The sequence below is a fragment of the Pedobacter terrae genome (genome assembly GCF_036946585.1).
Classification (GTDB): Bacteria; Bacteroidota; Bacteroidia; order Sphingobacteriales; family Sphingobacteriaceae; genus Pedobacter; species Pedobacter terrae_C.
Genome location: NZ_JAQIIV010000002.1, coordinates 177,795 through 203,830 on the forward strand (window position 1 = coordinate 177,795; position 26,036 = coordinate 203,830).

Here is a 26,036-nt window from a genome sequence, read left to right on the forward strand (position 1 = left end):
TAATTATCTCCATAACGAAGCGAATGTTAGATGGCTTCATCAGTTAAAAAAAACTGGTTTGTTAATAATGATTGGAGGATTAATTCACGAATGACCTATAAACCAAACTTAACTAAAAAACATATAACTGAGCGCTATTGCTGTACAAACGCCAACCAGATCGGCGAGCAACATTGAACCGATGGCATAACGTGTATTTTTTATCCCAACTGCACCAAAGTAAACAGCTACCACATAAAATGTAGTATCTGAAGCGCCCTGGAAAACTCCTGAAAGTTTACTCGCAAATGAATCTGGTCCGCTCGAAATCATCGTACTCACCATCATGCCACGGGCAGCACCACCACTTAGCGGTCTAATTAACGCCGTAGGCAGGGCATCAACAAATTTGGTGTCGGCTCCAAGAAATATAAATATGTTTTTGATCCCGCTCATGATTACGTCAAAAGTTCCGCTGGTTCTCAGCATACTTACGGCAACCAAAATACCAACCAGATAAGGGATAATCTTCAATGCCGTTTCAAATCCACCTTTAGCACCATCAATAAACGCATCAAAAACATCTATTTTTTTATAGAGTGCACCTAATACAATCAATAAAAAGATCAATAAGATGATCCCACCACTTAATAAGCCTGAAAATGATTTTATACTTTCTGCATTTAGTTTGCTTACATACCAAACCAATAAACCCACTACAGCAGAAATGCTAAGTACCCAGGTAATAATAACAGGTTGAAGTAAATTTATTTTTTGTTTGAAAGAAACGATGAGCATGGCCGCCATGGTACCCACAAAGGTTACAATTAAACAAGGGATAAAAATGTCGGTAGGGTCTTGCGCATTTTGAGATGACCTGATGGCAATTACACTTACCGGAATTAAGCATAAACCAGCCGCGTGCAGGCATAAAAACATGATCTGGGAGTTACTGGCCACGTCTTTATTGGGATTTAACTCCTGCAAACTTTCCATGGCTTTTATACCAAATGGCGTAGCCGCATTATCTAAACCTAATAAATTGGCAGAAAAATTCATGATCATGTGTCCCATAGAAGGGTGCCCTTTTGGAATTTCCGGAAAAAGTTTTGAAAAGAAGGGACCAATAATCCTGGATAATAAACGGATACCGCCTGCTTTTTCAGCGATGCTCATTAAACCCATAAATAAAGCCAATGTTCCCACTAATTTAATACAAAGGTCAACCGCAATCCAGCAGGTTTCGATAATGCCATCTAATTTTAAAGGATTTAAAGGATCGGTTGATTTCCCGATCACCATCCAATTAAAGATATCGCTATGTCCGAAAAAGAAACATTTAATACTTGCTACAACAATAGCCACAATAATAAATGCCGACCAGATTCTGCTTAATGCCATTAGGGTTGTTTAGTTTATTTTATGCGTGAAAATAGTTTTTTTAAGCCGAATTTCATAAGAATCATTTTTCTATTTGCGATTGTCATGCTGAACTTATTTTACAAGCAGCGATGAAATTTTTAAGCTACTTCGTGGCCAGCATCTTTCTTGCTGAATGGACCCTGAAATTTATCAGATCAGGGTGACGATTACAAGTATACATTAGATTTATTATATCCCTGAACAGAAAATCCATGGCAAATAGTGAGTATACTAGCAACCATGGACTTCTGACATCGGTCTTCGGACCTCCGACTAACTAAGGCTTGTCATCCGTTAATTCAAAACCCCAGGTTTTCCCTTTTTCGGTAGCTGGAATTCCATTGGTCATCCAGGCCGGAGCTTTGGCTCCTTTTAAATAATAATCGAAAAATTGTTGTTCACGAATTTGAATATCTTTACGGTTTTGGCGTTGAACCAGGTTATGCGCTTCACCATTATAGTTTAACATCCAAACTGGTTTACCTAAACGTCGTAATGCGGTAAACATTTCAATACCCTGGTACCAGGGCACAGCTCCGTCTGCATCATTCGCCATAATTACAACAGGAGTATTTACTTTTGGAAGCATAAATAAAGGAGAGTTTTCGATATATAATTCTGGCTTTTCCCAAAGTGTTGCACCAATGCGACTTTGTGTTTTTTCGTACTGAAACTGACGGTTCATACCGGTTTCCCAACGGATACCCCCATAAGCAGAAGTCATATTTACTACCGGTGCACCCGCCCATGCAGCAGCATACATGTTATTTTGGGTAATAAGGTAAGCCACCTGGTAACCACCCCAGCTTTGACCTTGAATTCCAATTTTATTACCATCTACCCAGCTATTTTTCTTCAGGTTTTCTACACCGGAGTTGATATATTCAACTGCCGACTTTCCTGGATGCCCGGTTTCATAACTGATATCTGGTGCAAATACCAGATAGCCATTACTCACGAAGTAGGAGATATTCAAGCGTGATGGAGTGGGAGCAGGCGCCTGATAGGTATACAAACCATCAGTTAGCTTTTCATAGAAATAAACAATCATCGGATATTTCTTGCTTGGATCGAAATTTTCCGGTTTATATAGAATACCTTCAGCTTTATAACCCTTAGGTGTAGTCCATTTTACCAGTTCTGCTGTACCCCAGTTGTAGTCTTTTTGTTGCGGGTTGGTGTTGCTTAATTTGGTTTCCGTTTTAAAATCGGTAGTAATGTAAACATTTGGCGATTCTACATAATTGGCTTTATCATAGATATAAATATCAGCATCTTTAGCTTTTACCAGGTTGGCATATTTAAATTTGGCCATTATGGCTAGCTCGGGCGCTTTGGCAGTACCTACATTGGTACGGTAAAAACCATTTTCTTTGGTAAGATTATTAAAAGCAGATAACCAGATTAATTCATTTGCTTTAATAAATTTATTAGCGTTCCTTTCTGTTCTGTTTAGCTGTACGTTTTCGTAACGGAACGTGATGTTGTTCGCTCTCCCAAAACCCGCAGTGATATTTTTAGGTGCTGATTTTCCGTCTGGCGAGAACGACCAGATGTCGTATTTGTCGTTAATTAGAACAGCTTTGTCACCCTCGGTCCAGGTGGCTAAACCATAAGCAGAGGGAAGATCCGGTACATCATTTTCTTCATCAACAAATTTTTCGCTTAAACCAGCGGTTAAAACGGTGATCTTTCCTGTGGCTATTTGGTAAGTATTCCAACTGCCCAGTTTCCGATCAAAATAAAGAACATAATTTCCTGCTGGCGAAGGCATGGCATAACCGTTAAGGTTTTCAATAATCTTTCTTTTCTGACCATTCTTAATATCAACCAGGTAATAATCTTTTGAAGTTGAACCGCTCCACTGCGATTCTACCCGTCTGCCGTAATCAGTAGAAGCTAGAACCTGCGGTGCATCACCTTCGGCCATGATACTGGCATCAGGCAATTTTACGTCTGTTAGTGGAATTACTTTTGGATCACTGCTGTAAACATCAATTACGGATAAGTAACTTTTTTTGCTGTCTCTTTCAATATTTTTAAGCTGCATGGGCTGCAAATAATCGTCTTTATAATTCCATACATCAACCTTGGCCACCTCAAAATCTACAATCGTGGTATCTTTTAGTTTTTTGACAGGGGATATGCCAAAAAATATCTTTTTGCCATCTTTACTAAAAGTAATTTTGCCATCACCATTAACCGACCATTTTTCAGGCAGCCCTGGCATATCAAAATCAACCAGGATTTGCGCTGTATCAATCGTTAAAGAGTTATAATAGATATTGTAATTTTTTATTTCCTGCTTTTCCGGGCCTTGTTCACCCACAAATGCCAAATGTTCGCTTTCCTCATCAAAAGTGAAATTTTTGAAATTTCCCTTGCCTTTAATCAATGTTTTTAAGGTGCCTTTCTCCGTATTAAGCAAGAACACGCCCTGAGGAGCCATTTTGTCTTTTTTAGATCCACTGCAGGCAAAAACCAACTGTTTACCATCTTTACTGAAATAATAATCAGTGACAAATTTATAGGTCTTATCTGTTCCCGTGATCAGATTTTTAATAACCAGATCTGTTCCCTCTTCTGTTTTACCTTTTCCGGCAGGATCATCATCTGCAAAATCAGTTTCGCCATCTTTTTTTTCTACAGGTTTTGTACCTTTTTGTGCTGTATCTGGCTTTTCAGTTAAATAGGCCAATACACCAGCGCCCTCTTCCGGAAATTTGAAAGATTTTACTCTTGCTACTTTTGTAACCAAATTACTCGTCAGGTTGGCTATGCCTAATGAATCTTTTGGTGACTCATCTGGCTTTTTCTTTTTGATTTTAGCCTGACGCAAATCTTTGTTGAGTGGACGGATGTTAAAAGCCGCAAATTTAGAGTCATTGCTAAATTGTGCGTTCATCCCTCTAGGAACATTGATCCTGGTATTGGTTTTAATATTGGTTAGGTATAATTGTGCATCGCCTTCTTGTTGTAAGATGCTATACATTGCCCATTGGCCGTTATTTGATAATTGCTTTGACCCTATCGACTCCCAGGTATCGTATACGGAATGATCTAATGGTTTCTTTTGTGCGTAGGCAAAGCTGACAACGAAAAACAGAATAACAGTTAGTCTCTTTTGCATTTTAAATTAATTTGTTGGTTGAGATTTAATCTTCTAAAATTGGAAATTTTTAGCTTATTAGGAAACTTGTATACCAAATATTACAATCAAGAAGGAATCTGTAAAGTGTAGGATGGAAAATGAATTTGTGAGGAAATCAGATCTTTAACTATCAACGCTCAAAACTAAATGCCGAGCATGAACGCTATGCGCTAAACGCCATACCCAAAACAGAAATCCCCGTTCACGTTAAGTAACCGGGGATCTCATATAGTGTAAAAGCAAAATTACTTTTTAGTTTGTTGTTGTTGTTGCTGACGCATATAGTCATCTAAACGCTGTTGGAATTTAGATTTTTTCTTTTTCTCATCAGCCGGTCTTGCTTTGTTCTGTTGGATTAAAGCATGGATTTTTTCGTCATCAACCATTTTACGGATCAGGAACTGCTGTCCGAAAGTCATTAAGTTGGCTAAGAAGTAATAATAGTTTAAGCCGGCAGGGTAGCTATTTAATACGCCTAAGAAAATAATCGGCATGATGTAACCGATGTATTTCATCTGTCCGGTAGCACCAGAAACCTGGTTATTAAAATAAGTCATGATCAGTGTTGACACCGTCATCAATACACACATTAAACTTAAGTGATCGCCAATGAAAGGGATTTTAACACCAAATTTGATAAATTCATCGTAGGTTGACAAATCTTTCATCCAAAGGAAACTCTCGCCACGTAACTCAAACAAGTTCGGGAAGAAAAAGAAGAAGGCCATTACCAAAGGCAATTGTAATACCATCGGCAAACAACCGCCCAGTGGATTTACACCTGCTTTTTTGTACAGTTTTAAATATTCCTGCTGCACCAGTGTTGGGTTATCTTCACCTACTTTAGCTTTAATTTCGTCCATTTCTGGTTTCAATACCCGCATTTTAGCCATTGATAGGTATGATTTGTAAGTAAGCGGCGATAAGGCAACTTTTAACAAAATAGTTAGTACCAGGATGATTAAACCGTAGTTCCAGCCAAAGCTGTTTAAGAAATTAAATACCGGCAATACAATAAAGCGGTTAATGTATTTTAGAGGCCAGTAGCCCATGTCGACCTGCTGTTCCAAATCGTATCCCTGTGCTTTTAAGGCAGAGAATTTGTTGGTGCCAAAATAAAACTCCATTTCATAAACCTGGTTAGCGCTATGCGCATATGGCAATTGCATATTGGCATCGTAAAATTTCACCTGGCCTGGAGCGGTTGGAATTTTAACTTCTAAGCTTCCTTTTTCGAAAGCCTGTTTAGCAATTAACGAAGCTGAGAAAAAGTGCTGTTTAAAAGAAAACCATTGGATTTTACCTTTCGTTAATTCTTCTTTTTCATCTTTTGAAACACTCAAATGGTTTACATCACCATCTAAATATTTATAATACGGTGCAGAGTAGCGGTGTTCGCTTTCGATTGATTTTTCTTGTTGCAGTAAAGTGGTTTGCCAGTTTAAATCAATGCTATTGCCGGCAATTACCTGCTGTAAACCAACTAAATTAATGTTAAAACCAACTTTGTTACTTGCAGCTTTTAAATCGTAAATATACTCTACATAAGCGTTAGAGCCATAATTGGCCTTCATGGTAACCGTATTGCCGGTTTTAGTCGGCGTAAAGTATAAACCGTTGGTGTTAATTACTTTACCGCCAGCATTTAGATTTAAACCAAATTTATTCTGATTCCCATCGAATAAAATAACCGGTTTACCGGTAAAGGTTTTCTGTCCTTTAACTTCAACTGAAGTAATCTTACCACCTTTATTGCTTAAAGTGATCAACAAATTTTCGTTTTCCAAAACAGTACTGGTTTCGGTGCCATTTATGGCAGTACCAAAGGGACCCTTTAAAGCTGCTGAATCTACAGCAGGGTTAGCTGTTGCAGCTGTTTTGGTGGTATCTTTTTGTGCAGGTGTGATACCGGCTTTTTTCAAAGAATCTAAACGCTCTGTTTCTTTGGCTTTTTTTATTTCGGCCTCATTAGGCTTCAAAAAGTAGAATGATCCTGCCAAAATGATCATAATCAGGAACAGTCCTGTAAAGGTATTTCTATCCATTATTTATGTATGTACTGCTTTTAATTCGTTTTCTTTTTTGCAAACTCCATTGCAGCGGCGACAAATTTAACAAAAAGTGGGTGAGGATTAGCAACTGTTGACTTTAATTCTGGGTGAAACTGTCCGCCAACGAAAAACGGATGATTTTTAAGTTCTACAATTTCAACTAAATTGGTTTGAGGATTAATGCCAGATGCCGTCATACCTGCATCTTCATACTGCTTTAAATAAGCATTATTAAATTCGTAACGGTGGCGATGGCGCTCATTAATATGAGATTTACCATAAATAGAAAAAGCCTTTGTACCTTTTTTAATATCGCAAGGGTAAGAACCTAAACGCATGGTACCACCTTTATTGGTTATTTTTTTCTGCTCTTCCATCATATTGATGACAGGATTTGCCGAATTTTCTTCAATTTCTGTCGTGTGCGCATCTTTTAACCCTAAAACATTACGTCCAAACTCGATAACGGCACATTGCATACCTAAACAGATTCCAAAGAAAGGCACATTGTTTTCCCTAACGTATTTGATAGCATCAATTTTACCCTCAATACCACGGCTACCAAATCCTGGTGCTACCAAAACACCTTGTAAATGACCCAATTTCTCTTTTACGTTATCAGGGAAAATACCTTCAGAGTGGATATATTCTACCCTAACCTTACATTCATTTTTCGAACCTGCGTGTACAAAAGATTCGATAATAGATTTGTAAGCATCCGGTAACTCTACATATTTGCCAATTAAGCCGATTTTTACTTCAGCTGTCGGATTTTTCAAACGGCCCAGGAAATCTTTCCAGCTTTCCATATCCGGATCGTTTTTGGTAGGCAGTTTTAATTTCGATAAAACCGTTTTGTCCAGTTGTTCTTTTAACATCAACAATGGCACATCATAAATAGTAGATGCATCCATCGATTCGACTACTGCATTGATATTAACGTTACAGAACAAGGCGATTTTTTTTCTTAAGTCAGCACTTAAGTGGTGCTCGGTACGGCAAACCAATATATCTGGTTGTATACCGTATTCCAATAATGCTTTAACTGAATGTTGTGTAGGTTTGGTTTTTAATTCACCTGCAGCGGCTAGATATGGCACCAGGGTCAAGTGGATGACAATGGCATTGGTACTGGCTTCTTCCCATTTAAACTGACGAACGGCTTCGATAAACGGTAAAGATTCAATATCACCAACTGTACCACCTAATTCAGTAATCACAATATCGTATTCGCCGCTTTCGCCTAAAATGCGCATGTTGCGTTTAATCTCATCGGTAATATGTGGAACAACCTGTACCGTTTTGCCCAGATATTCACCTTTGCGCTCTTTGCTAATTACATTTTGGTAGATGCGGCCTGTAGTGATATTATTTGCCTGTGAAGTGGGAACGTTAAGAAAACGCTCGTAATGACCAAGATCCAGGTCGGTTTCGGCACCATCTTCAGTCACAAAGCATTCGCCATGTTCGTAAGGGTTTAATGTTCCTGGATCAATATTAATGTACGGATCGAATTTTTGAATGGTTACACGGTAGCCACGTGCCTGTAAAAGTTTAGCTAAAGATGCGGAAATGATGCCCTTACCTAATGAGGAAGTTACACCGCCCGTAACAAAAATATACTTTGTCATGATTGATAATTTGTGATATTAACCAGGTTTTTTAAACCTTGTTAATTGTTTTTGTACGGGATACAAAGGTAAGAAAAATAATTGCGGCTTTTAAGTTGTGTTTAGAATATTTTTTGTGGTTAATATTAGTTTGATATTGAGTGTTTTAGTAAAGAACTGCTGGTTTAAAGCATCAATTGTCAGTTCAAAACTGTGCCTAAAATTTTTAATTATTTTTTTTCTTTATCCAAAACCGTGAAAACTTGCACGAGCCTTTCGCCATTTTCATCAACGAGTGTCAAAGTATGTTTACCCGGCGGCGGACTAATGTCCAATTGATGAAAGTTGGTAGTGGTGCTTACATATTCATTGTCAATATGCCAGTATATTTTAGCAGCTGGATTTCTATGTGCTGCATTAATCACGATTTTTCCTCTTGATCCATCCAGTTCCAGAGGAATATAAACTATCGCATTATTTTTAGGGTAAATAACTTCCATTACACTGTTTCCTCCTGAAATATCACAACCGGCCTTAAAAGGGGGGGAGCGATTTATAGTCGCTATTTTTTATCTTATAATAATACTCCATGGCTGGAGGTAAGATAAACCAGCTTTTGTGTTGCATTTGTGTTATACTTTCACACTGGTCGGTAACCCTAAATGTACCGGTTTTATCTAAATGAACCAATTTGTGAAAAGGACAGACAGCTGTTTTTTCTCCAGCAACAGGATCCAATTCTTGTATTACATCGGTACAATATTCACCTGCTTTATAACCGCTTTGTTTGCATACATTGAGTTTTTTGAGTTTGGTAGTAGGGGTTTCAAACCATTTATCATTTGGCAATAGCCTAAAAATATCGAACAGCACTGGTGCAGCTGCTTCTATTCCCACTAGTCCTGGCCTACCTTCACCATCGGCATTACCTACCCAAACGCATACCACATAATCTGGTGTTAAACCTATGGCCCAGGCATCGCGAAAACCGAAACTGGTACCAGTTTTCCAGGCTATCCGTTGCGAAGAAGAAAATTGTTCCCATAAACCTTCATCCCCAGGGCGCATTACTTCTTCCATGGCATTAAAGGTAGCCCATATGGCGCCATGATCTAAAAACGAATTGCGCTGATAGTCTTGTTCGTCTTTAGTTTGAAGATTAAAGTAGGTTGCCTGTTCGTAATCTTTCGGATTGTAAAGACCTTTATAGGTATTAAAATGGTTCAATGTACGCACCATGCCCATATAAGTATTGGCCAGATCCCACATCGTGACTTCACTACCGCCCAAAATTAGCGATAATCCATAATGATCTGCCGGCTGGTTTAATGTGCCTATTCCCAGCTTTTTTAATTTGTCATAAAAACGTTCATATTTATATTGCTGCAACATTTTCACAGCAGGAATATTTAATGAACGGCTAAGCGCTTTATCAGCAGCAATGGCGCCATCATAACCCAGGTCATAATTTTGTGGCGAATAGCCTGCTATTTGAGTAGGGATATCGGGAATAATGGTATGTGGTAATATAAAGCCATCATTCATCATACTGGCATATAGCAATGGTTTTAAAGTACTCCCCGGACTTCGTGGAGCCTTAATCATATCCACATGGCTTTGTAGTTCGGTGTTTTCCGGTTGATAGATATTGCCTACATAACTTACCACCTGACCTGTTCTGGCATCAAGTACCAATGCAGAAATATTATTGATGTCGTTTGCCCGATAGCGATTATGATATCGTTTTAAGATGGCATTAATTTTTAGTTGTATATCTTCATCCAATGTAGAGGTAATTCTGGTAGAAGGAATATTAAGATTAGCTCGTTCTATCTTAAATCGGTTCAATAAATGTGGTGCATGCTGAGGCAATGGCATAGGCTTGCCCGGAACAGGCTCCAGCTTAGATAAATTGGCTGTTGCCTGATCGATGTATTTAAATTGAGCCAGCTTATCCAACAGGTCATTTCTTTTTTTAATCAGTCTGGTGGAGTTTTTCCCGGGATGAACCAAGGATGGACTGTTGGGAAGAACGGCCAAGGTAGCCATTTCACCCCAGGAAAGCGTTTTAGCATCGCGACCATAATATCGCCAACTTGCGGCTTCCAATCCTACCACATTACTGCCAAAAGGAGCGTTAGCTGTATACAGGCCTAAAATTTCTTCTTTTGAATATTTTATTTCCAAACGGAAAGCTAAAATCACTTCTAATAATTTTTGCCAAATGGTTCGATCCTGCTTTCTCGATAAACGGATGACCTGCATGGTCAAAGTACTACCGCCACTGACCACACTTTTGGCGCTCCAGTTCTGTCGTATGGCCCGGCTCATGGCCAATATGTCTACACCAAAGTGCTTATAAAATCTTTTATCTTCAAAGGCAATAATACAATTCTTAAATTTTATGGGAACACTATCTGCTTCAGGGAAACGCCATTGTCCATCGCTGGCGATTGCGGCACTTAGTAAATGACCATTGCTGGCCTCGATAACATAGGAGGTAGGTGTTTTGAAAAGTTTTGAAGGTAATGAAAATAGAAAACCCAAAATCAATGCAAAGCAAATAAGATCAGAAATGAGGAAAGCTTTTGGTGTTTTGTTCATTTAATTGTTAATATAAATTTCGGTCCGTGTCCACACGGACCGAGGCTCTTATTAGTATTTGTACGCTATTGTTCGTGTCTCCACAAAAAATCCTAGGCCGTGGTTCGTGTCTCCACGAACCATTTTTAAAATTCTAATCTTAAATCTTTCAAAAAAGCGTACCTTAACTCATTCTTTTCATAAAAAGATGCTGATGAATATAAGTATTCTTCAGGTTCTGTAGCTAATTGCCAATCTGCCATGGTTCGTGTCTTCAAGAACCATTTTGCTATTTAAAATTCTAATCTTAAGTCTTTCAAAAAAGCATACTTTAATTCGTTCTTTTCATAAAAGGAAGCCGAGGAATATAATTATTCTTCAGGTTCTGTAGCTAATTGCCAATGTGCTGTGCAAGGATTATTGTATAGATAATCTAGCTTTTGATAAGCAACTTCCGGAGTGTACAGAGGTATCGCCAGAGGATCTCTTTGCCAAAATTCATAATTCTTATTTGTTGAGCCTGAAAAATAATTATTCAATTCATTTTGATTCAAAAGCTTTTTAAATTCATGTGCTGTATATTTCAAGAATGATCCCTGAACGGTTTCTTTTCCGTTTAGTTCATTAGTCCGCCAGATTGCATGCATATGATTTGGCATAATGACAAAGCCAAAAATATCAAGTTTATTCAATTTGCTCAAGTGTTCAAATGAACTTAATATGATTTGTTTAAAGATATCTTTCGCTAAAAGTTTTTGCCATTTGTTAATGGTAGCCGTCCAAAAATAAATTTTTCCGATTTCAATAAAATTCTTTCTTCTAGCTCCAAATAATTTATCCATTAGTATTAGATTGCTATTTATGAAAATGCAGATACAAAATAACTGGAACTTCGGTTCGTGGAGACACGAACCGAGGCTGAATGCTTGGACGCGAACCGATGCATGAAAACTAATGCCATGGTTCGTGTCTCCACGAACCATTAGCAATAATCTTTACCGGCTATTTCACCACCTGCACCCATTTACCAGGCTCTGTAGCCGAAATATCATTATTATACATCGCTTCACATTGAACGGCCGATAGATAGTATTTACCCAGGTAAGAGGCATTAAGCAGTACCTTGTATACCAAACTTTCGCCTTCTCTTATATTGAAATAGGTAAAAACACGGTCATCCCTGATGTCTTGATAAGTAAATGGAGATGAAGCCAAGATACTTTGATTATCATTCACCCGGGTATTGATAATTTCCCATCCTGAGGGAAAAATCTGCGTTAATGCCATCTGTTCGTAGTATCCCATTCTGCCAGGATTTTTTACCGTTACCTCTGCATAAAAATCTGTTCCCTGTTTTAGCGTGGCAGGATCTAAAACTTTTCCATTTAAACGTTTGTAGGTCACGCTCATATCTAAAACATCAGGGCGGTTTGGCAAAAAGTTATTCTGACCAGCAACTGGCTGTCCTTCTAAAACCAAACGAACAAAAAGTACATTGTTTCCATTGTTAGTAACCGAAGCTGTGTTTCCTTTAAAGGTTAGCGGCGTACTATTGATATACTGATTTGAATTAACAGGAGCAGACTTACCATCCAATACATATTGATATTGCAGCTTATTAGCCGATTGGTTTGATCCGCAGAATTTAGCAATTGCCAGCAAACTATAGGCGGTTGTTTGTGTACTATACCAGGTATGTTCTCCTAATTTAGCTGCTAAAGGCTGCAATAAACTTGCGGCTTTTGCTTTCTGACCGAGTAAGGTTAAGGTTTCTAAAATCATCGCTTCGTCTCGTACCTCTGAGCCATAAGTTCCTCCTAATTGTTTATAGGGTTGGATGGAGGTATCCAAACCTCTGATCATGTTTTGAGCCACCTCATTTTGTCCGGCCAGTTTATAAGCTGCTGCCAAACGCCATTTTGCGGCTACAGATAAGTATTGGAAAGTTTTTAAACGGTTCATAGCAGCCATTTCTGGTTTTTTTGCCAACGCAAGCATATATAAACGGTACGCTTGTGATAAATCTCCACCATAAAAATTATTACTGTTTGGTGCCCAGTTTGTGGCTTTTGATTTTTGAAAGCGCAATAGCTCATCTAAAAGACCAACAGGCAAGGTGTACCCAGCATTTTGAGCTTCTATTAAGAAATGGCCTGCGTAATTACTGCCCCACTCATCAGACGTACCTTCTCCAGGCCAGTAAGATAAACCACCATCAGTAGTTTGAAAACCTTTCAGCCTGTTTATTCCGGCTTTGATATTTTTCTCTGTTTTAGCTTTTTGCTGTTCATTCAATGGACTCAAGCGATCTAAAAATAATTGAGGAAATATGCCCGATGTGGTCTGCTCGATACAGCCATGTGGATACTGGATCAGGTAACCCAACCTTTTGCTCAGGTTAATTGCGGGGATAGAAGATACTTCCAGCGAACCAGAATTGGTACCTGTCATCCCGATCGGTAAATAGTTTACAGCCCATTTGGTGTGTGGCTGAACAGTAGCAGACACTACATTGGTTACATACGGATTTGGATTTCTGATATCCATTTCTACATCGTAAACTGTTTTTTCAGCTCCACTTTGTGCAATCACTTTTACTTTGGCGATACCTACGGCATTCGGTGCTTTCACCTCAAAATAGGCCATTTGCTCACCTGTTTGTTTGTAGTACAGCTGTTGCTTGTTATTACCCTGAACAATTAAATTATTTGCCTGCAGTTGTACTGACACATTTTTAAGGTTTTTTTCTGTGGCGAAAACGGTTACCGGTAAGGTGAAACTTTCGCCAGGACCAATAACCCTTGGCAGGGTAGCCAAAACCATCAATGGTTTTTTAACCTGAACTGATTTCTCAGCAAAACCATATGCTGCATCTTGTCCGGCAACTACCATGGCCCTTACAGCGCCTATATACTGTGGTAACTTAAACTTATGCGTTTTACTTTCACCTTTACCAATAGTAAATGGTCCCATAAATTTAACTACTGCTTTAAAACGGTTGGCTTTTGCCGGATTTAAATTTTTATTGATGCTACCATCACCACCAATACTTAAAATTCGTTCTAAATTTCCACCCCAGGCGCCAAGAACATAGTCAAATAAATCCCATGTTTTAACCCCTAGACCTTCACGGGCGTAAAATGCAGCATGAGGATCTGGTGTTTTAAAGCGGGTTAAATCAAGCAAACCTTCATCCACCAACGCAATGGTATAGGTCATCGCTTTGCCGTTATGTTCACCTACGGTGATGGTGTTTTCAGTTTCAGGTTTAATTTTGTCCGCTATTTTAATGGTCGGTTTTAATATCGTCTGCGGATCTTCAATAGAAAGTGGAATAGCGCCGTACATTCTAATAGGCAAATCGTTAATCGTCTGTGCGTGCGGTTGAAGTAAAGTAATGTTGGCAAAAACATTTGGTGCCATCTCTTTCTCCGCTTTGAATTTAAATTGCGTTTGACCGGCTTTGGTATCTACCCAGAAGGTTTTTAATACGCGGCTTCCATTTTCAATCGAGATGAGTGCTCTTCCGTTTTTACCTGTGGGTATAGTTAAGGTTATATCTTCTCCAACAGTGAATTTATCTTTATTAGCGGTGAATGATAACATAGAGGCTTCTGTCGGGTTGGTGCCTTGTTCGCGCTGTGCCCAACCCGGCCAATCAATATAAACCGATTTTCCGGTGACATGTCCGCCGTTTACATCACGTACCAGAACCAGATAACGGCCCCATTCTGGTTCATCAACACGTAAATTCCAGCTTCCTTTTCCATTAAATAAGTTTACCTGATGGCTTTCAACTAATTTATTGTATTGATTTTGGGTAAAGTTGGCATAGGTATACTGGTCATCCTGTTCCCACCACCAGCGCCATTGGGTTTTATATAATTCTACAGTAACGGTTTTGGTGCCGCTCAATAATTTTCCATCAGTATTTACATTAACAATTTCAACTTTATGTTCTTTTCCTGTAACCAACATACCGCTTAAGCGGTCACCTTTTTCGGTACGAATACCCAAATAGCTCTTGTACACATGATAAGGAATACTAAAATTATCGATACTGAAATTACCTCCAGGTTCGAAAACCTTAGTGGTAAAGTTAGCCCTCAATACACCAGGGGCGGTATTGTTCTCGTTGAGGTTGGTGTTGATCTGCGCGGTACCATTTTGGTTTAAAGTTCCTTCAAAAATGGTTTTAACCTGCGATTGGAAGTTCACCGTAGGGTTATCGAAACTGAAGCCTTCAAAGCCTTTAAACTTGGTTTCGGTGGTATTTAAGTTTACATCAACTTTTGCCTTTAAGTTTTGTGCCACTGCACCAAATAACCATTTGGCCGATAGGGTAGCGGCTGAAGTTCCTGCACTTAGATAGGTTCTATTGCCAATGTTGAAATCAATTTTCAAACGGTTTGGCATCACCGTTTCAATTTTTAAGGTTTTGGTAAACGTAGCACCGCCCGCTTTCACCTTAGCCATCCAGTTTCCCGTTGGCGCAGTGCTTTCTGTTGCGGTTTTAAAGGTATAGAATCCATTTAAAGGCTTGCCGTTAATCAGTCTTTTGTACAGCTGACCTTTTGGATTATAGAATTCCATGGTTACCGGATAATTGGCCGGAAGTTTTTTAAGTTTATCTTCCAGAACGAAAGAAACAAATAAACTATCACCTGGCCGCCAAACACCACGTTCTCCGTAAATAAAGCCCTTCAAGCCACTTTGTACTACATCGCCGCCTACATCAAATCTGCTTAAAGGTAACGAGCTGCCATCGTCTAGTTTAAGGTAGCCGCGTTCCGAACCATTTTTAGCAATTAGTAAGAATGGTTGTCGTTTCAGGTCGAATCTGGCAAAACCATCGCCATCAGTTTTAGTGGTAAAAATGATCTGCTTTTGGTAATCCATTAATTCCAGGTTTACACCACTTAATGGTTTTGCAGTTAATAAATCAGTTGCCACAATCAGCATGCTGTTATCGTTACCACGTTTGGCCACCAAACCTATATTCGAAGCAATTAAGTTTCTGCTTGCCCAGCGCTCGTTGGTATAAAATGAAGGCGTACATGGATTATCTTTATCATTCCACTTGTAATTTCGAGGGTAATAGTTGTTGTAGCGCTGCCAAAAATCATCATCTTCATCAATTTTTTCACCATAACCTTCGTAATCACCGTATTCGCCTTCTTCATCATTGCCATCTGTTTTTTCTTCTCCGGTTTTACAATTGTAAGCATTATATTCCTGTCTGAAAGCAATGGTAACCCTGTACATCGCACCAGGCTCCGTACGGATCATCTTATCTAGGTCGAGTGTAAAGCGGTTCTTTTTGTGGAGGTTAAGTGCCTTATCTTCATCTAAGCGTACCGTTTTTTGCAGAATAGGTTTCGCCACTCTACGGAGTTCATTGCCATCTTTGTAACTATTGGTCTGAAAAAACTGTGGAATATTATTTTCGTAAATCTTAATTACTGTAACATCAACCGCTTTTAGATTAATCGCCTCGAAAGGTAAAACCAGCTTTCCGGAGTTTGGTAAAATGGTACCTGCACCGGCAATGGTAACGGCAGGTATTTTATCTTCGAAAATGAGATTGGCCGTTTTACCGCCTGCCAATTTTTTTCCATTGATGTTTTCAACCCCTGCATTTACGTTCAGCGCATAATTGCCTTTAAGTTCTTCTGGGGCATAAACCTTAACCTGACTGGCATCTATAGTATATCTTAAATCGCCCAGATTGCCCAGTGTAATCATACCGGTTAAATCCTGACCAACGCCAATGGGTTCAGAGAATTGCACCAAAGCATAACCCTCTTCACCTTGAATGGCTTTTATATCCAGGATTTCGAATTTGTTTACCGCGGGAACACGAACGTCCACTTCACCCTTTTGATCTGCATCAATGGCGTCACCATCCCATTCTATTTTTAAATTTTGATCGTTGCCTATCTTTTTGATGCTATCGATAGTAAATTTTGAACTATTTTTTGCCGGATCGTGCTGCCATTTAATTTGCAATTTCTGATCAAAGTCCAGCGAAAGCGTTTTTTTCTATCTTACTGGTTTCTTCCACATCGGCAGTAGCCACTTCACCAGTGAGTTTCATATAATCTAAAGAAGTATTATTTTGAGAAACCAGCCCATTTTGAGTGAGCATTAGCCCTGGGGTAATGACTTTAAATTCGAAATCGAAATCTTCCAGCCCTTTTTCGGTATCAGAAACTTCTGAAAGTTTAAAGGTGGCCTCATAGTTTTTGCCTGGTTTAAGGTTTTCATCAGGTCTGAATTCAATGGTTTGAGGGTCTATCCAATAGGCTTTCCCTGAGATAGAAGGAGAGAAGTCGAAAAGCTCTCGTGCATCGGCTTTACCCAGATCCTGCATGCCTGTTGCAGCATTGGCAAGGTGTACACGGATAAAACTCTTTTTTGAAATGGTACCCGAAGTATAAGCTTCGATGTATTTTGCATAGGCCTGGTTTCCTTCGTTGCTTTTCTTTTTTCTATTAAAATAGATAAATACAATTGCCGCTATTGAGACCGCAAGCAAGCCAATAAAAATAAATTTCTTTTTTGAGGACGATTGGTAGGTAGATGGTTGTTCCATAAATGAAATTCGTTAAGATAAATGAGATTATAATCTTCCGGTTGGAGCAATTGCTATGCCGTAATTAGTCTATTTTAACCAAAAAAATAGATTTCATCGAAAATTAATTAAAAGCAACACTAAATGAAATAATATTGAAAATTATAACGAAAGTGTTGCTCGTGTAAGGGCTTTTGGATAAGTTTACAGCTTCAACTTTAAATGACCAGATATGATCAGGAAACTCTTTATTTCTTCGTGTTTACTAATTTCTACAACGTTTTGTTTTGCGCAGAAGACAAATGCCGAAAAGGAAGTCAACAAAGCGGTAGATCAACTTATAGACTTAATGATTCATCCAGATAGCTTAGGGCTGGATAAGTTGTTACTGGAAAATTTGAGTTACGGTCATTCCAGTGGGAAAGTGCAAACTAAACACGAATTCATGCATTCTCTGCTTTCTGGCGAGTCTGATTTCCTTGACGATATCGTTCTAGGCGATCCTAAGACAATTATTCAGGGAAATACTGCCCTGGTAAGGCATAAGCTAATGGCGCAAACTAATGATAAAGGCGTAAGAGGGAGCGTAAACTTATATATCCTTTTGATTTGGAGCAAGGAAAAAGCAGGGTGGAAGTTGCTTGGCAGACAAGCGGTTAAGGTACCTTAAAATAGTTTGGAGTTTTCAGTTTGAAGTTTTCAGTTCTGGGTGCAGAACCATCCAGGTAGTTGAAACGCGTTAGTTCGTTCAAAGTATTGGTTTGGCGTTATGAGTTCTGTGCGCAGAACAATTCAGAATGTTACAATACGTCCTGTTGTTTTTGCGTTTGTAGCTTTAGATGGAATATTGTTATATCCTATTTCATCTCTATTTTATAATATAGACGTAGTTCGAAATAGCAACTTTACTTTAAAACTGTGAATGAGACTCAGAACTCGGTACTCCAAACTCTCAACTATTTAATCATTACCCCAGGTTTGTTTACCAATGGAACTTTAATCAGATTAGAATCGATAATGCTTTCGGGCAGGAATATAAATTTTTTGTCGTAAATGGTGCTGCCAATATAATAGCTTAGCCAGTATTCATTCGTTAAACCAAATACTTCAGGATCAATGGCTTCTACTCCTGCAAAAGAGTTTGCTTCCATATCTCCTATAAAATGCCTTAATACAGAAGTTTTTACCTGTTTACCATTTTTTTCACCATAACCTTTAGAGCTGATCAATACATTGGTTATCGGCTCACTTTTGAGATTAACAAGATAAACCGTCCAGCTTTTTACTTCAGGCGTTTCGCCCATTAATACCACAGCCATGGCAATATCTTCAACTGTATTTTCTGGTAAATCTGCTTTCATAACCATTGTTTACGTCACTCTGATACGATAGCTATCGGATTTATTTCAGAGTCTTGAGTAAAAGATGCTGAAACACTCGTCCGACCGGGCGGAAGTTCAGCATGACGATTTTTGTTTTATTTTTTCTTCGCTACAGCCTTTTTTGCCGGCACCGCTTTTTTCTTTGCCGGTGCTTTCTTCTTGGTTTCAAAAGCATTTGGCACTTGTTCCACAATCATTTTCTTAACGGTTTCCAGGTCGATATCGGCAAGTTCTTCTGGTGTATATTTCTGCTTGGTGAGCTCGTTGTTCCGTAATTTGAGCATTTGCTTGCCAAAACGTATGAAAGGTCCCCAACGGCCATTTTCAATTGAAATTTTTTCAGCATCCCAGGTTTTGATGTACCTGTTAGCTTCTTTTTCTACTTTTTTGCCAATTAGGGTATTAATATCCTCTTGTGTTAAATTGTCGAAATCGTATCCTTTTGCCGGGATATTAATAAATAGATCATTCCATTTAATAAATGGACCAAAACGGCCTTTTCCTTTGGTTACCCCTATGCCTTCATAAAAAGCAATGGGTGCATCGGCATCCATTTTCTCCCTGATAATTTCAACTGCCCGCTCATAAGTTACCGATAAAGGTTCTTCGTTTTTAGGAAGAGAAATAAAACTTTCGCCCCATTTAACATATGGACCAAAACGGCCAACCCCAACCATCACTTCTTTACCTTCGAAATCAGGAAGCTGGAAAGGAAGTTTGAACAGTTCAAGCGCTTCATCCAAAGTAATGGTTGCAACAGATTGTGTTCGCATCAAACTGGCATATCGCGGTTTTTCCTCATCATCCAATTCGCCAATCTGCACCAGCGGACCGAATTTACCAACTTTGGTATATACATTTTTACCCGTTGCAGGGTCAATACCTAACAAGCGCTCGCCGGTGGCACGTTCTGCAGTTTCGAGTGTGGTTTCTACTTCAGTGTGAAATGGGTTGTAAAAAGAATGCAGCATTTTAGTCCATTCCTGTAAACCTTGTGCAATCTCATCAAATTCTTTCTCCACCTTTGCAGTGAAGTTAAAATCGACGATTCCTTTAAAATGTTCTACTAGAAAATCGTTTACTACCTCACCAATATCAGTGGGGAAGAGTTTTGATTTTTCAGCGCCGGTAATTTCTGTTTTAATTTCTTTTTTAACCTGTCCGTCTGCTAAAACAATGGCCGTAAAATTGCGTTGTTTTCCTTCTCTATCTTCTTTAACCACATAGCCACGGTTTTGTACCGTAGAAATGGTTGGTGCATAGGTAGAAGGACGGCCAATGCCCAGTTCTTCTAGTTTCTTAACTAAACTGGCCTCGGTATATCTTGCTGGTGGACGTGAATAACGTTCCGTAGCCTGCATTTCTTTTAAAAATAGTTCCTGTCCTTTTGCTAAAGGAGGTAAAATTGCACCACCTTCTTTTTCTTCATTTTCATCATCGTCGGTAGATTCCAGGTAGACCTTTAAAAAGCCGTCGAACTTTAATACTTCTCCTTCGGCAACCAAATGTTCTTTTCTGGTTGATGCAGTAATCTGAGCGGTGGTTTTTTCGAATAGAGCCTCGCTCATTTGCGATGCAATGGAACGTTTCCAAATCAACTCATACAAACGTTTTTCTGAAATATCCCCATCTACCGTATGTCTGTCGAAATAAGTAGGGCGGATGGCTTCGTGCGCTTCTTGTGCACCTGCCGACTTGGTTTTATATACCCTCGGCTGGTGATATTTTTCGCCATAAGCTGATCTAATTTCAGCAGCGGCAGCATTAACCGCTGTTTCCGATAAGTTTACAGAGTCAGTCCTCATGTAAGTAATCTTACCGGCTTCGTAAAGTCGCTGTGCTACCTGCATCGTTCTCGCCACCGAGAAACCTAATTTTCTGGAAGCTTCCTGTTGTAGGGTAGACGTAGTAAATGGGGCTGCAGGATTACGTTTGGCAGGCCTGGTTTCTAAACTGGTAATGTTGAATCTTGCATTTACACAGTCCTGAAGAAATTTTTCTGCATCAGCCTCATTTTCGAAACGTTGTGGCAGTTCTGCCTTCACCATTTCTTTTCCCTTGCCGGTTAAGAACTGAGCTGTAATTTTATAGGCAGCACTGGCGCTAAAGTTTAAAACTTCACGTTCCCTGTCTACTATTAAACGTACTGCTACCGATTGTACACGGCCTGCAGAAAGTGATGGCTTTACTTTTTTCCATAACACCGGAGAAAGTTCGAAACCCACTAAACGATCTAACACACGACGTGCCTGTTGGGCATTTACCAGGTTATAATCAATTCCACGTGGACTGTCTATTGCTTTTAAAATGGCCGGTTTGGTAATTTCATGGAAAACAATGCGTTTCGTTTTCTCCTTTTTTAGTCCTAAGGTTTCGAATAAGTGCCACGAGATCGCTTCTCCCTCGCGGTCCTCATCGGATGCTAGCCATACCATTTCGGCTTCCTTAGCTAGTTTTTTTAATTCTGAAACTACGTTTTTCTTATCGGCAGGTACCTCGTAGGTTTGGGCAAAATTGTTCTCGATATCAATCGCCATATCACCTTTAACTAAATCACGGATATGGCCATAGCTAGATTTCACCAGGAAATCTTTGCCTAGATAGCCTTCTATGGTTTTGGCTTTTGCGGGTGACTCGACGATTAATAAGTTTTTGGCCATGAAATACGTTTTTGTGCAAATAAAGCTATAATTAGGGCATAATTCCAAACCTGAGGAGAATTTAATACAAAAAAAATCTGAAATGCCGGTAAAATCTGTTGAGTTTTACGGTGATTTTAATCTGGTCTTAATTCTTTTGAAAATCAATTTCAGTACCGGATAGGTAAGGTATGATCCCGCTTTTTGCTACAAATCCTCAACCTCATTCCTCGGTCTCCGGGTTTTCCGCTTCAGTCGGGTCCAGGTGGCATGGCCGATGCTGCTATTGAGGTTTAATAGCTTTGTGCTAAAACTGAAGTTACAAAAGCGCATAGGCTGCTGTTAATTAAACCAGATAGAGCGGAATAGCCCGGATCCCGACATCCCGTCGGCAGAGGACTATAAGCGATAGCGGGACTGTAAATTCCTAAGAACTGCTACCCGTTCATTTACGAACCTAAAGAAATGATGATTTAGCATCAATAGCTGGCATAACCAGAATACCTCAATGATGTTGAGGATGGATATCGTAGAATTTATATGTAAATCATACCTTAAAAAACTATTTGTCCCTATATTCGTATATTAAAATAAAAAAAACGATGATCAGCACAATTCTAATCCTATTAAACTTACTGGTGTCGCCACCAAAAAATGTTTACGACTTTAGCTTTAAAACCATTGATGGTAAGGAAATTAAGCTTTCTAAATTTAAAGGAAAAAAAATCCTGATTGTAAATACCGCATCCAAATGTGGTTTTACGCCGCAATATGAAGATTTGGAAAAACTTCAGAAACAGTATGGTAAAAAGGTCGTATTAATCGGTTTCCCGGCAGGTAACTTTGGCGGACAAGAATTTTCTACTAATGCAGAAATTAAAGAGTTTTGTAGCGGAAAATATAATGTTTCATTTTTGCTAGCCCAAAAAAGCAGTGTTAAAGGAGAGGATATCAATCCCTTGTTTAAATATTTAACTTCTCAAACCAATACAGAGGAGCAAGGTGATATTAAGTGGAATTTTGAGAAGTTTTTAATTAACGAGAAAGGTGAGTTAGTGCACCGCTTCCGTTCAAAAACGAAACCTACTGACGAAGCCATTACTAAATACCTGTAAAAAGGATCTAAAATGGTGAATGTAAGATGGAAGATGTGTAATCTTTCGTGTTTCAGCTAACTAGAGAGGTAAGGTGGTTAACAGCCATTTTGCCTTTTTTTTATTAACTTAAGTGCGATTAATATTTGCAACAAGTATCTGCCTGTTATCCCGCCTTTGTCTATTCGTCGCGTCATGCTGAATTTATTTTATTAGCTGTTTATGCTGTTGTTAAAGGTCTATAGCTATTCCGTGGTCAGCATCTTAATTGCGGCAAAGACCCTGAAGTAAATCCGATAACCGTCGGATCAGGGTGACGCCCCGTCTATGCAAAATATTTATACAGAACAATAATGAGTATTATTAATGGAACTAAGGTATTGTTAACGAATTAGCAGAGGTTTAGAAAAAAGAAAGGGGCTTAAATCCATAAGCCCCAAATAAACCAAACAAACTATTTATGAAGTATAGATATAACGCCTATCACAGACAAATAGTTTTCGTAAAAATTAAATTATTCTGTTAGTTGTTTTCCAAAATGGTTTAATCGTGCGTATAGCAGGAAATAAGCTTTATTCTAACCAAATCAAGAGAAAAAACAAAGCGTTTTTGACTTTTAGATGTTAAAACAGGTTAAGCTGTTCAGGCTGGTAAAGACTTGGATCGAAAGAATAAGTTTCTGGCGTATTTCGGCTATCGCTAACATAATAAAGCTCCGTTTCTTCATATCTAGAAGCTACCTTGATAAAAGTTTCACCTGCTACATTTTTAAAAAGGCTTTCTACAAGTGTAGCATCATTATTGTCTTTTGATAAATGGCTCAATAAAAGATGGCTCATGTACGGCGCTTTATGGTTAATAAAAAGCTCCAGGGCCTGGGCATTGCTGAGGTGGCCATGACCGCTTGTAATCCTTCTCTTCAGGAAATAAGGATATTTTCCATTTTCCAGCATTTGCACATCATAATTGGCTTCTAAAAAAGCGGCATGGCAATTTTTAAAATGCGTAATCAGACGATCGCATACAGAACCTATATCTGTAAAAACCCCAACACGCACTTCATTACATTCTACTGTAAAGCTATAAGGATCAGCCGCATCGTGGAATTTGGAAAAGGCAGCGATCTTTAAACTGCCGATCTGAATATGCTGTTGATGACCGAGGGAAAAAGTATTATCCGCATCTAAAAGAAGTCTGCTCTTTTTTAACGTTGCCGGGCTAATGTATACCGGGAGTTTATACTTTTTAGCAAAAACAGCTAATCCCTTAATATGGTCGCTATGTTCGTGCGAGATAAAGATCGCTTTTATTCGACTTAAAGGCAAACCCAAACGGTTCATTCGGGTTTCAACCTCTTTACAGGTTAGGCCTATGTCAACCAAAACAGCTTCCTGATCGTTACCAATATAGTAACAATTACCATTACTGCCCGAATTAATTGAGGTAAAGTATAGTGCCATTTGAGGTTGCAAGATACGGCTTATTCGGCGAAGGAAAAAAGAAAACTATACTCTTCAGAGAAATTGCTTTTAAAACATTTGCAAAAATTAATTATCCATGCAAACACAGAAATCACGGAGTAAATTAAATTTTTTCCTTGTTTTTCGTGCTTCCTTGGCAAACATAATGCGCAGGCATGAACAGAAAGAAGAAGAATAATGAGAGAAAATTTAAACGCGATTTCCCTGCTATACTCTTGTGCCACTGTGTTCTACCAAACGCGAAAGCAGGGGCAGGAAAGCCTGGATTAAATTGATTTCTTCTGAAGAAAAGATTTTTTCCATGGTTTGAACCAGCCATTCTTCTTTTGTTTTCCTGGTAGCAACGAGGTGTTTCTCACCAAGTTTGGTTAATCCGATAAAAATCTTTCGCTTGTCTTCCTTACTAGGAAAGCGCTCTATACATTGAGCATCGAAAAGCCGATTAATGATCTGTGAAATGGCCTGTTTAGATACCCTTTCCATATCCGCCAGTTCTGTAGAAAGCATTTTGCCATGCTGTTCGAGTAGCGACATGGTCAGTAATTCAGCGTTACTAAAGTCTGAACTGACGTTCTGTTTGCGCAATTCTCTCGTCAACCTGGTAACGGTGCTTCTTAACTTTGCGGCAATTTCCTGTGTTTGAGTAGGCATCTTATTAGTAAATATACTTTACAAATATAATATTTTATTTTTATACCAAACTGAGAACATATTTTTAAAATATGTAATTTTTGATTTTGAAATGATAAAAAATGGCTTTTTTGGTTTTAAGATTTTCGTAATAATTTATAATTTTGTAAAGTTACTTTACTATTTTAATCATGAGTATTTTCCGTTCGTTAAGGCATTATAATTACAGGCTGTTTTTTACAGGTCAGGCAATTTCATTAATTGGTACATGGATGCAACGCGTTGCCATAAGCTGGTTAGTTTACCGTTTAACCGGGTCAGCTTTTCTGCTGGGCTTGATCACTTTTTTAAGTTTAATTCCTTCACTGGTGCTGGCGCCTTATGCAGGTAGTTATGTAGACAGGCATAATAAATATAAAGTGTTGGTGATTACCCAGGTCATTTTAATGCTGCAGGCTGGTGCGCTTGCATTAATGATCTGGTTTAAAGTGTATGATATGTTCTGGATTGCAGTGCTTTCGCTGGTTCAGGGCCTGGTAAACGCTTTTGATGTGACTGCACGTCAATCGTTAATGGTAAATTTAATTGATGATAAAGAAGATTTGCCCAATGCCATTGCACTCAACTCATCTATGTTTAATGCGGCCAGGTTAATCGGACCAGCACTGGCAGGTGTCATTTTAAGTACCTTGGGAGAGGATACCTGTTTTATCCTAAACTTTATCAGTTTTATTGCGGTGTTGGCTTGTATGGTGATGATGAAGCTTAACCTCACCGAACATCAAAAATCTACAGAAAATATCTGGGTCGATCTGAAGAAAGGTTACGATTACCTCAAATCATCCCCAGATCTTGCCTCAATGGTATTAACCATGGCGGCATCAAGTTTATTGGTCATTCCGTTTACCACTTTATTACCCGTTTTTGCTAAGGATATTTTTAATGGAAATGCCACTACGTTTGGCTGGTTTGAAAGTGCTGCGGGGCTTGGCGCTTTTTTCGGGGCCATTTATATGGCTACCTTAAAAGCAAGCCAGAATCTCCAGAAAATCGTCATGATGTCTGGTATTCTATTGGCCGTTTCGGTTGTAGCGTTGGCCATATCACCGTCACTTATTCTAGCCTTAATTTGTACCAGTTTAGCTGCTTTAGGTTTAATGGCGCAAAACTCTTCTATTAACACTTACCTGCAAACCCATGCTGATGATACGATGAGGGGCAGGACGATGAGTTACTATATTATGGCTTACCAAGGCGTGTTGCCAATTGGCAGTTTGTTAATGGGATATCTAGCGCATCTTTTCGGCACGCAGGTAGTGGTTGCTTTCGAAGGGATTGCCGGATTATTAATTGTAGCTGCCTTTGTGTATAATGAAAAACATAGGAATCAATTGAATAGCAGGGCAATGTCATTGAATTAGTATTTTCCTTGGAGTATAG

16 protein-coding genes are annotated in these 26,036 nt (G+C 38.9%); 3 read left to right on the forward strand and 13 right to left on the reverse strand.

Annotated elements, in window-relative coordinates; translation table 11 throughout:
* Positions 1 to 108 precede the first annotated feature (108 nt).
* The 9 genes from PGN18_RS03355 to PGN18_RS03395 form a co-directional block, all read right to left on the reverse strand.
* Positions 109 to 1,380, reverse strand: coding sequence for a nucleoside recognition domain-containing protein (locus PGN18_RS03355; protein WP_335317945.1), 1,272 nt, complete (start codon positions 1,378 to 1,380; stop codon positions 109 to 111).
* Between the two features lie 298 nt (positions 1,381 to 1,678).
* Positions 1,679 to 4,531 (reverse strand): S9 family peptidase, encoded by a 2,853-nt coding sequence (locus PGN18_RS03360; protein ID WP_335317946.1) that lies wholly within the window; start codon positions 4,529 to 4,531, stop codon positions 1,679 to 1,681.
* A gap of 266 nt (positions 4,532 to 4,797) precedes the next feature.
* Complete coding sequence (gene yidC / locus PGN18_RS03365; protein WP_335317947.1) at positions 4,798 to 6,597, reverse strand: membrane protein insertase YidC; 1,800 nt, start codon at positions 6,595 to 6,597, stop codon at positions 4,798 to 4,800.
* A 20-nt stretch (positions 6,598 to 6,617) separates the two neighbouring features.
* Positions 6,618 to 8,234, reverse strand: coding sequence for a CTP synthase (locus PGN18_RS03370; protein WP_335317948.1), 1,617 nt, complete (start codon positions 8,232 to 8,234; stop codon positions 6,618 to 6,620).
* A 209-nt stretch (positions 8,235 to 8,443) separates the two neighbouring features.
* Positions 8,444 to 8,713, reverse strand: a complete 270-nt coding sequence (locus PGN18_RS03375; RefSeq protein WP_335317949.1) for a hypothetical protein — start codon at positions 8,711 to 8,713, stop codon at positions 8,444 to 8,446.
* Between the two features lie 34 nt (positions 8,714 to 8,747).
* Entirely contained in the window at positions 8,748 to 10,817 is a 2,070-nt protein-coding gene (gene pbpC / locus PGN18_RS03380; RefSeq protein ID WP_335317950.1) for a penicillin-binding protein 1C, read from the reverse strand.
* A gap of 350 nt (positions 10,818 to 11,167) precedes the next feature.
* Positions 11,168 to 11,638: a hypothetical protein gene (locus tag PGN18_RS03385; protein ID WP_335317951.1), complete on the reverse strand. Its 471-nt coding sequence runs from the start codon at positions 11,636 to 11,638 to the stop codon at positions 11,168 to 11,170.
* Positions 11,639 to 11,798: 160 nt separating this feature from the next.
* Positions 11,799 to 16,805 carry an alpha-2-macroglobulin family protein gene (locus PGN18_RS03390; RefSeq protein WP_335317952.1) on the reverse strand — a complete coding sequence of 1,669 codons (5,007 nt, stop codon included), beginning with the start codon at positions 16,803 to 16,805 and terminating at the stop codon, positions 11,799 to 11,801.
* Positions 16,806 to 16,812: 7 nt separating this feature from the next.
* A complete protein-coding gene (locus tag PGN18_RS03395) occupies positions 16,813 to 17,391 on the reverse strand; it encodes a hypothetical protein (protein ID WP_335317953.1) in 579 nt (192 codons plus the stop codon).
* Between the two features lie 211 nt (positions 17,392 to 17,602).
* Between PGN18_RS03395 and PGN18_RS03400 the strand changes: the two genes are divergently transcribed.
* Positions 17,603 to 18,040 (forward strand): nuclear transport factor 2 family protein, encoded by a 438-nt coding sequence (locus PGN18_RS03400; RefSeq protein ID WP_335317954.1) that lies wholly within the window; start codon positions 17,603 to 17,605, stop codon positions 18,038 to 18,040.
* A 286-nt stretch (positions 18,041 to 18,326) separates the two neighbouring features.
* On the opposite strand, the gene PGN18_RS03405 is transcribed toward PGN18_RS03400, so the two are convergent.
* The gene (locus PGN18_RS03405; protein WP_335317955.1) at positions 18,327 to 18,731 is read right to left on the reverse strand and encodes a hypothetical protein; all 405 of its coding nucleotides are present in this window, start codon (positions 18,729 to 18,731) and stop codon (positions 18,327 to 18,329) included.
* 116 nt (positions 18,732 to 18,847) lie between these two features.
* Entirely contained in the window at positions 18,848 to 21,412 is a 2,565-nt protein-coding gene (gene topA / locus PGN18_RS03410; protein WP_335317956.1) for a type I DNA topoisomerase, read from the reverse strand.
* Between the two features lie 581 nt (positions 21,413 to 21,993).
* Between topA and PGN18_RS03415 the strand changes: the two genes are divergently transcribed.
* On the forward strand, positions 21,994 to 22,506 hold the full coding sequence (locus tag PGN18_RS03415) for a glutathione peroxidase (RefSeq protein ID WP_335317957.1): 513 nt from the start codon (positions 21,994 to 21,996) through the stop codon (positions 22,504 to 22,506).
* 602 nt (positions 22,507 to 23,108) lie between these two features.
* Here PGN18_RS03415 and PGN18_RS03420 read toward each other — a convergent pair.
* On the reverse strand, positions 23,109 to 23,945 hold the full coding sequence (locus PGN18_RS03420) for an MBL fold metallo-hydrolase (protein ID WP_335317958.1): 837 nt from the start codon (positions 23,943 to 23,945) through the stop codon (positions 23,109 to 23,111).
* Positions 23,946 to 24,173: 228 nt separating this feature from the next.
* The gene (locus tag PGN18_RS03425) at positions 24,174 to 24,617 is read right to left on the reverse strand and encodes a MarR family winged helix-turn-helix transcriptional regulator (RefSeq protein WP_335317959.1); all 444 of its coding nucleotides are present in this window, start codon (positions 24,615 to 24,617) and stop codon (positions 24,174 to 24,176) included.
* A 170-nt stretch (positions 24,618 to 24,787) separates the two neighbouring features.
* On the opposite strand from PGN18_RS03425, the gene PGN18_RS03430 reads away from it, so the two are divergent.
* Positions 24,788 to 26,017, forward strand: coding sequence for an MFS transporter (locus PGN18_RS03430; protein WP_335317960.1), 1,230 nt, complete (start codon positions 24,788 to 24,790; stop codon positions 26,015 to 26,017).
* The last annotated feature ends 19 nt before the right edge of the window (positions 26,018 to 26,036 follow it).

Excerpts from the sequence above, each read along its gene's own strand:
- PGN18_RS03355 (WP_335317945.1), bottom strand. The coding sequence starts at position 1,380 with ATGGCATTAAGCAGAATCTGGTCGGCATTTATTATTGTGGCTATTGTT.
- PGN18_RS03360 (WP_335317946.1), bottom strand. The coding sequence starts at position 4,531 with ATGCAAAAGAGACTAACTGTTATTCTGTTTTTCGTTGTCAGCTTTGCC.
- yidC (WP_335317947.1), bottom strand. The coding sequence starts at position 6,597 with ATGGATAGAAATACCTTTACAGGACTGTTCCTGATTATGATCATTTTG.
- PGN18_RS03370 (WP_335317948.1), bottom strand. The coding sequence starts at position 8,234 with ATGACAAAGTATATTTTTGTTACGGGCGGTGTAACTTCCTCATTAGGT.
- PGN18_RS03375 (WP_335317949.1), bottom strand. The coding sequence starts at position 8,713 with ATGGAAGTTATTTACCCTAAAAATAATGCGATAGTTTATATTCCTCTG.
- pbpC (WP_335317950.1), bottom strand. The coding sequence starts at position 10,817 with ATGAACAAAACACCAAAAGCTTTCCTCATTTCTGATCTTATTTGCTTT.
- PGN18_RS03385 (WP_335317951.1), bottom strand. The coding sequence starts at position 11,638 with ATGGATAAATTATTTGGAGCTAGAAGAAAGAATTTTATTGAAATCGGA.
- PGN18_RS03395 (WP_335317953.1), bottom strand. The coding sequence starts at position 17,391 with ATGGAACAACCATCTACCTACCAATCGTCCTCAAAAAAGAAATTTATT.
- PGN18_RS03400 (WP_335317954.1), top strand. The coding sequence starts at position 17,603 with ATGATCAGGAAACTCTTTATTTCTTCGTGTTTACTAATTTCTACAACG.
- PGN18_RS03405 (WP_335317955.1), bottom strand. The coding sequence starts at position 18,731 with ATGAAAGCAGATTTACCAGAAAATACAGTTGAAGATATTGCCATGGCT.
- topA (WP_335317956.1), bottom strand. The coding sequence starts at position 21,412 with ATGGCCAAAAACTTATTAATCGTCGAGTCACCCGCAAAAGCCAAAACC.
- PGN18_RS03415 (WP_335317957.1), top strand. The coding sequence starts at position 21,994 with ATGATCAGCACAATTCTAATCCTATTAAACTTACTGGTGTCGCCACCA.
- PGN18_RS03420 (WP_335317958.1), bottom strand. The coding sequence starts at position 23,945 with ATGGCACTATACTTTACCTCAATTAATTCGGGCAGTAATGGTAATTGT.
- PGN18_RS03425 (WP_335317959.1), bottom strand. The coding sequence starts at position 24,617 with ATGCCTACTCAAACACAGGAAATTGCCGCAAAGTTAAGAAGCACCGTT.
- PGN18_RS03430 (WP_335317960.1), top strand. The coding sequence starts at position 24,788 with ATGAGTATTTTCCGTTCGTTAAGGCATTATAATTACAGGCTGTTTTTT.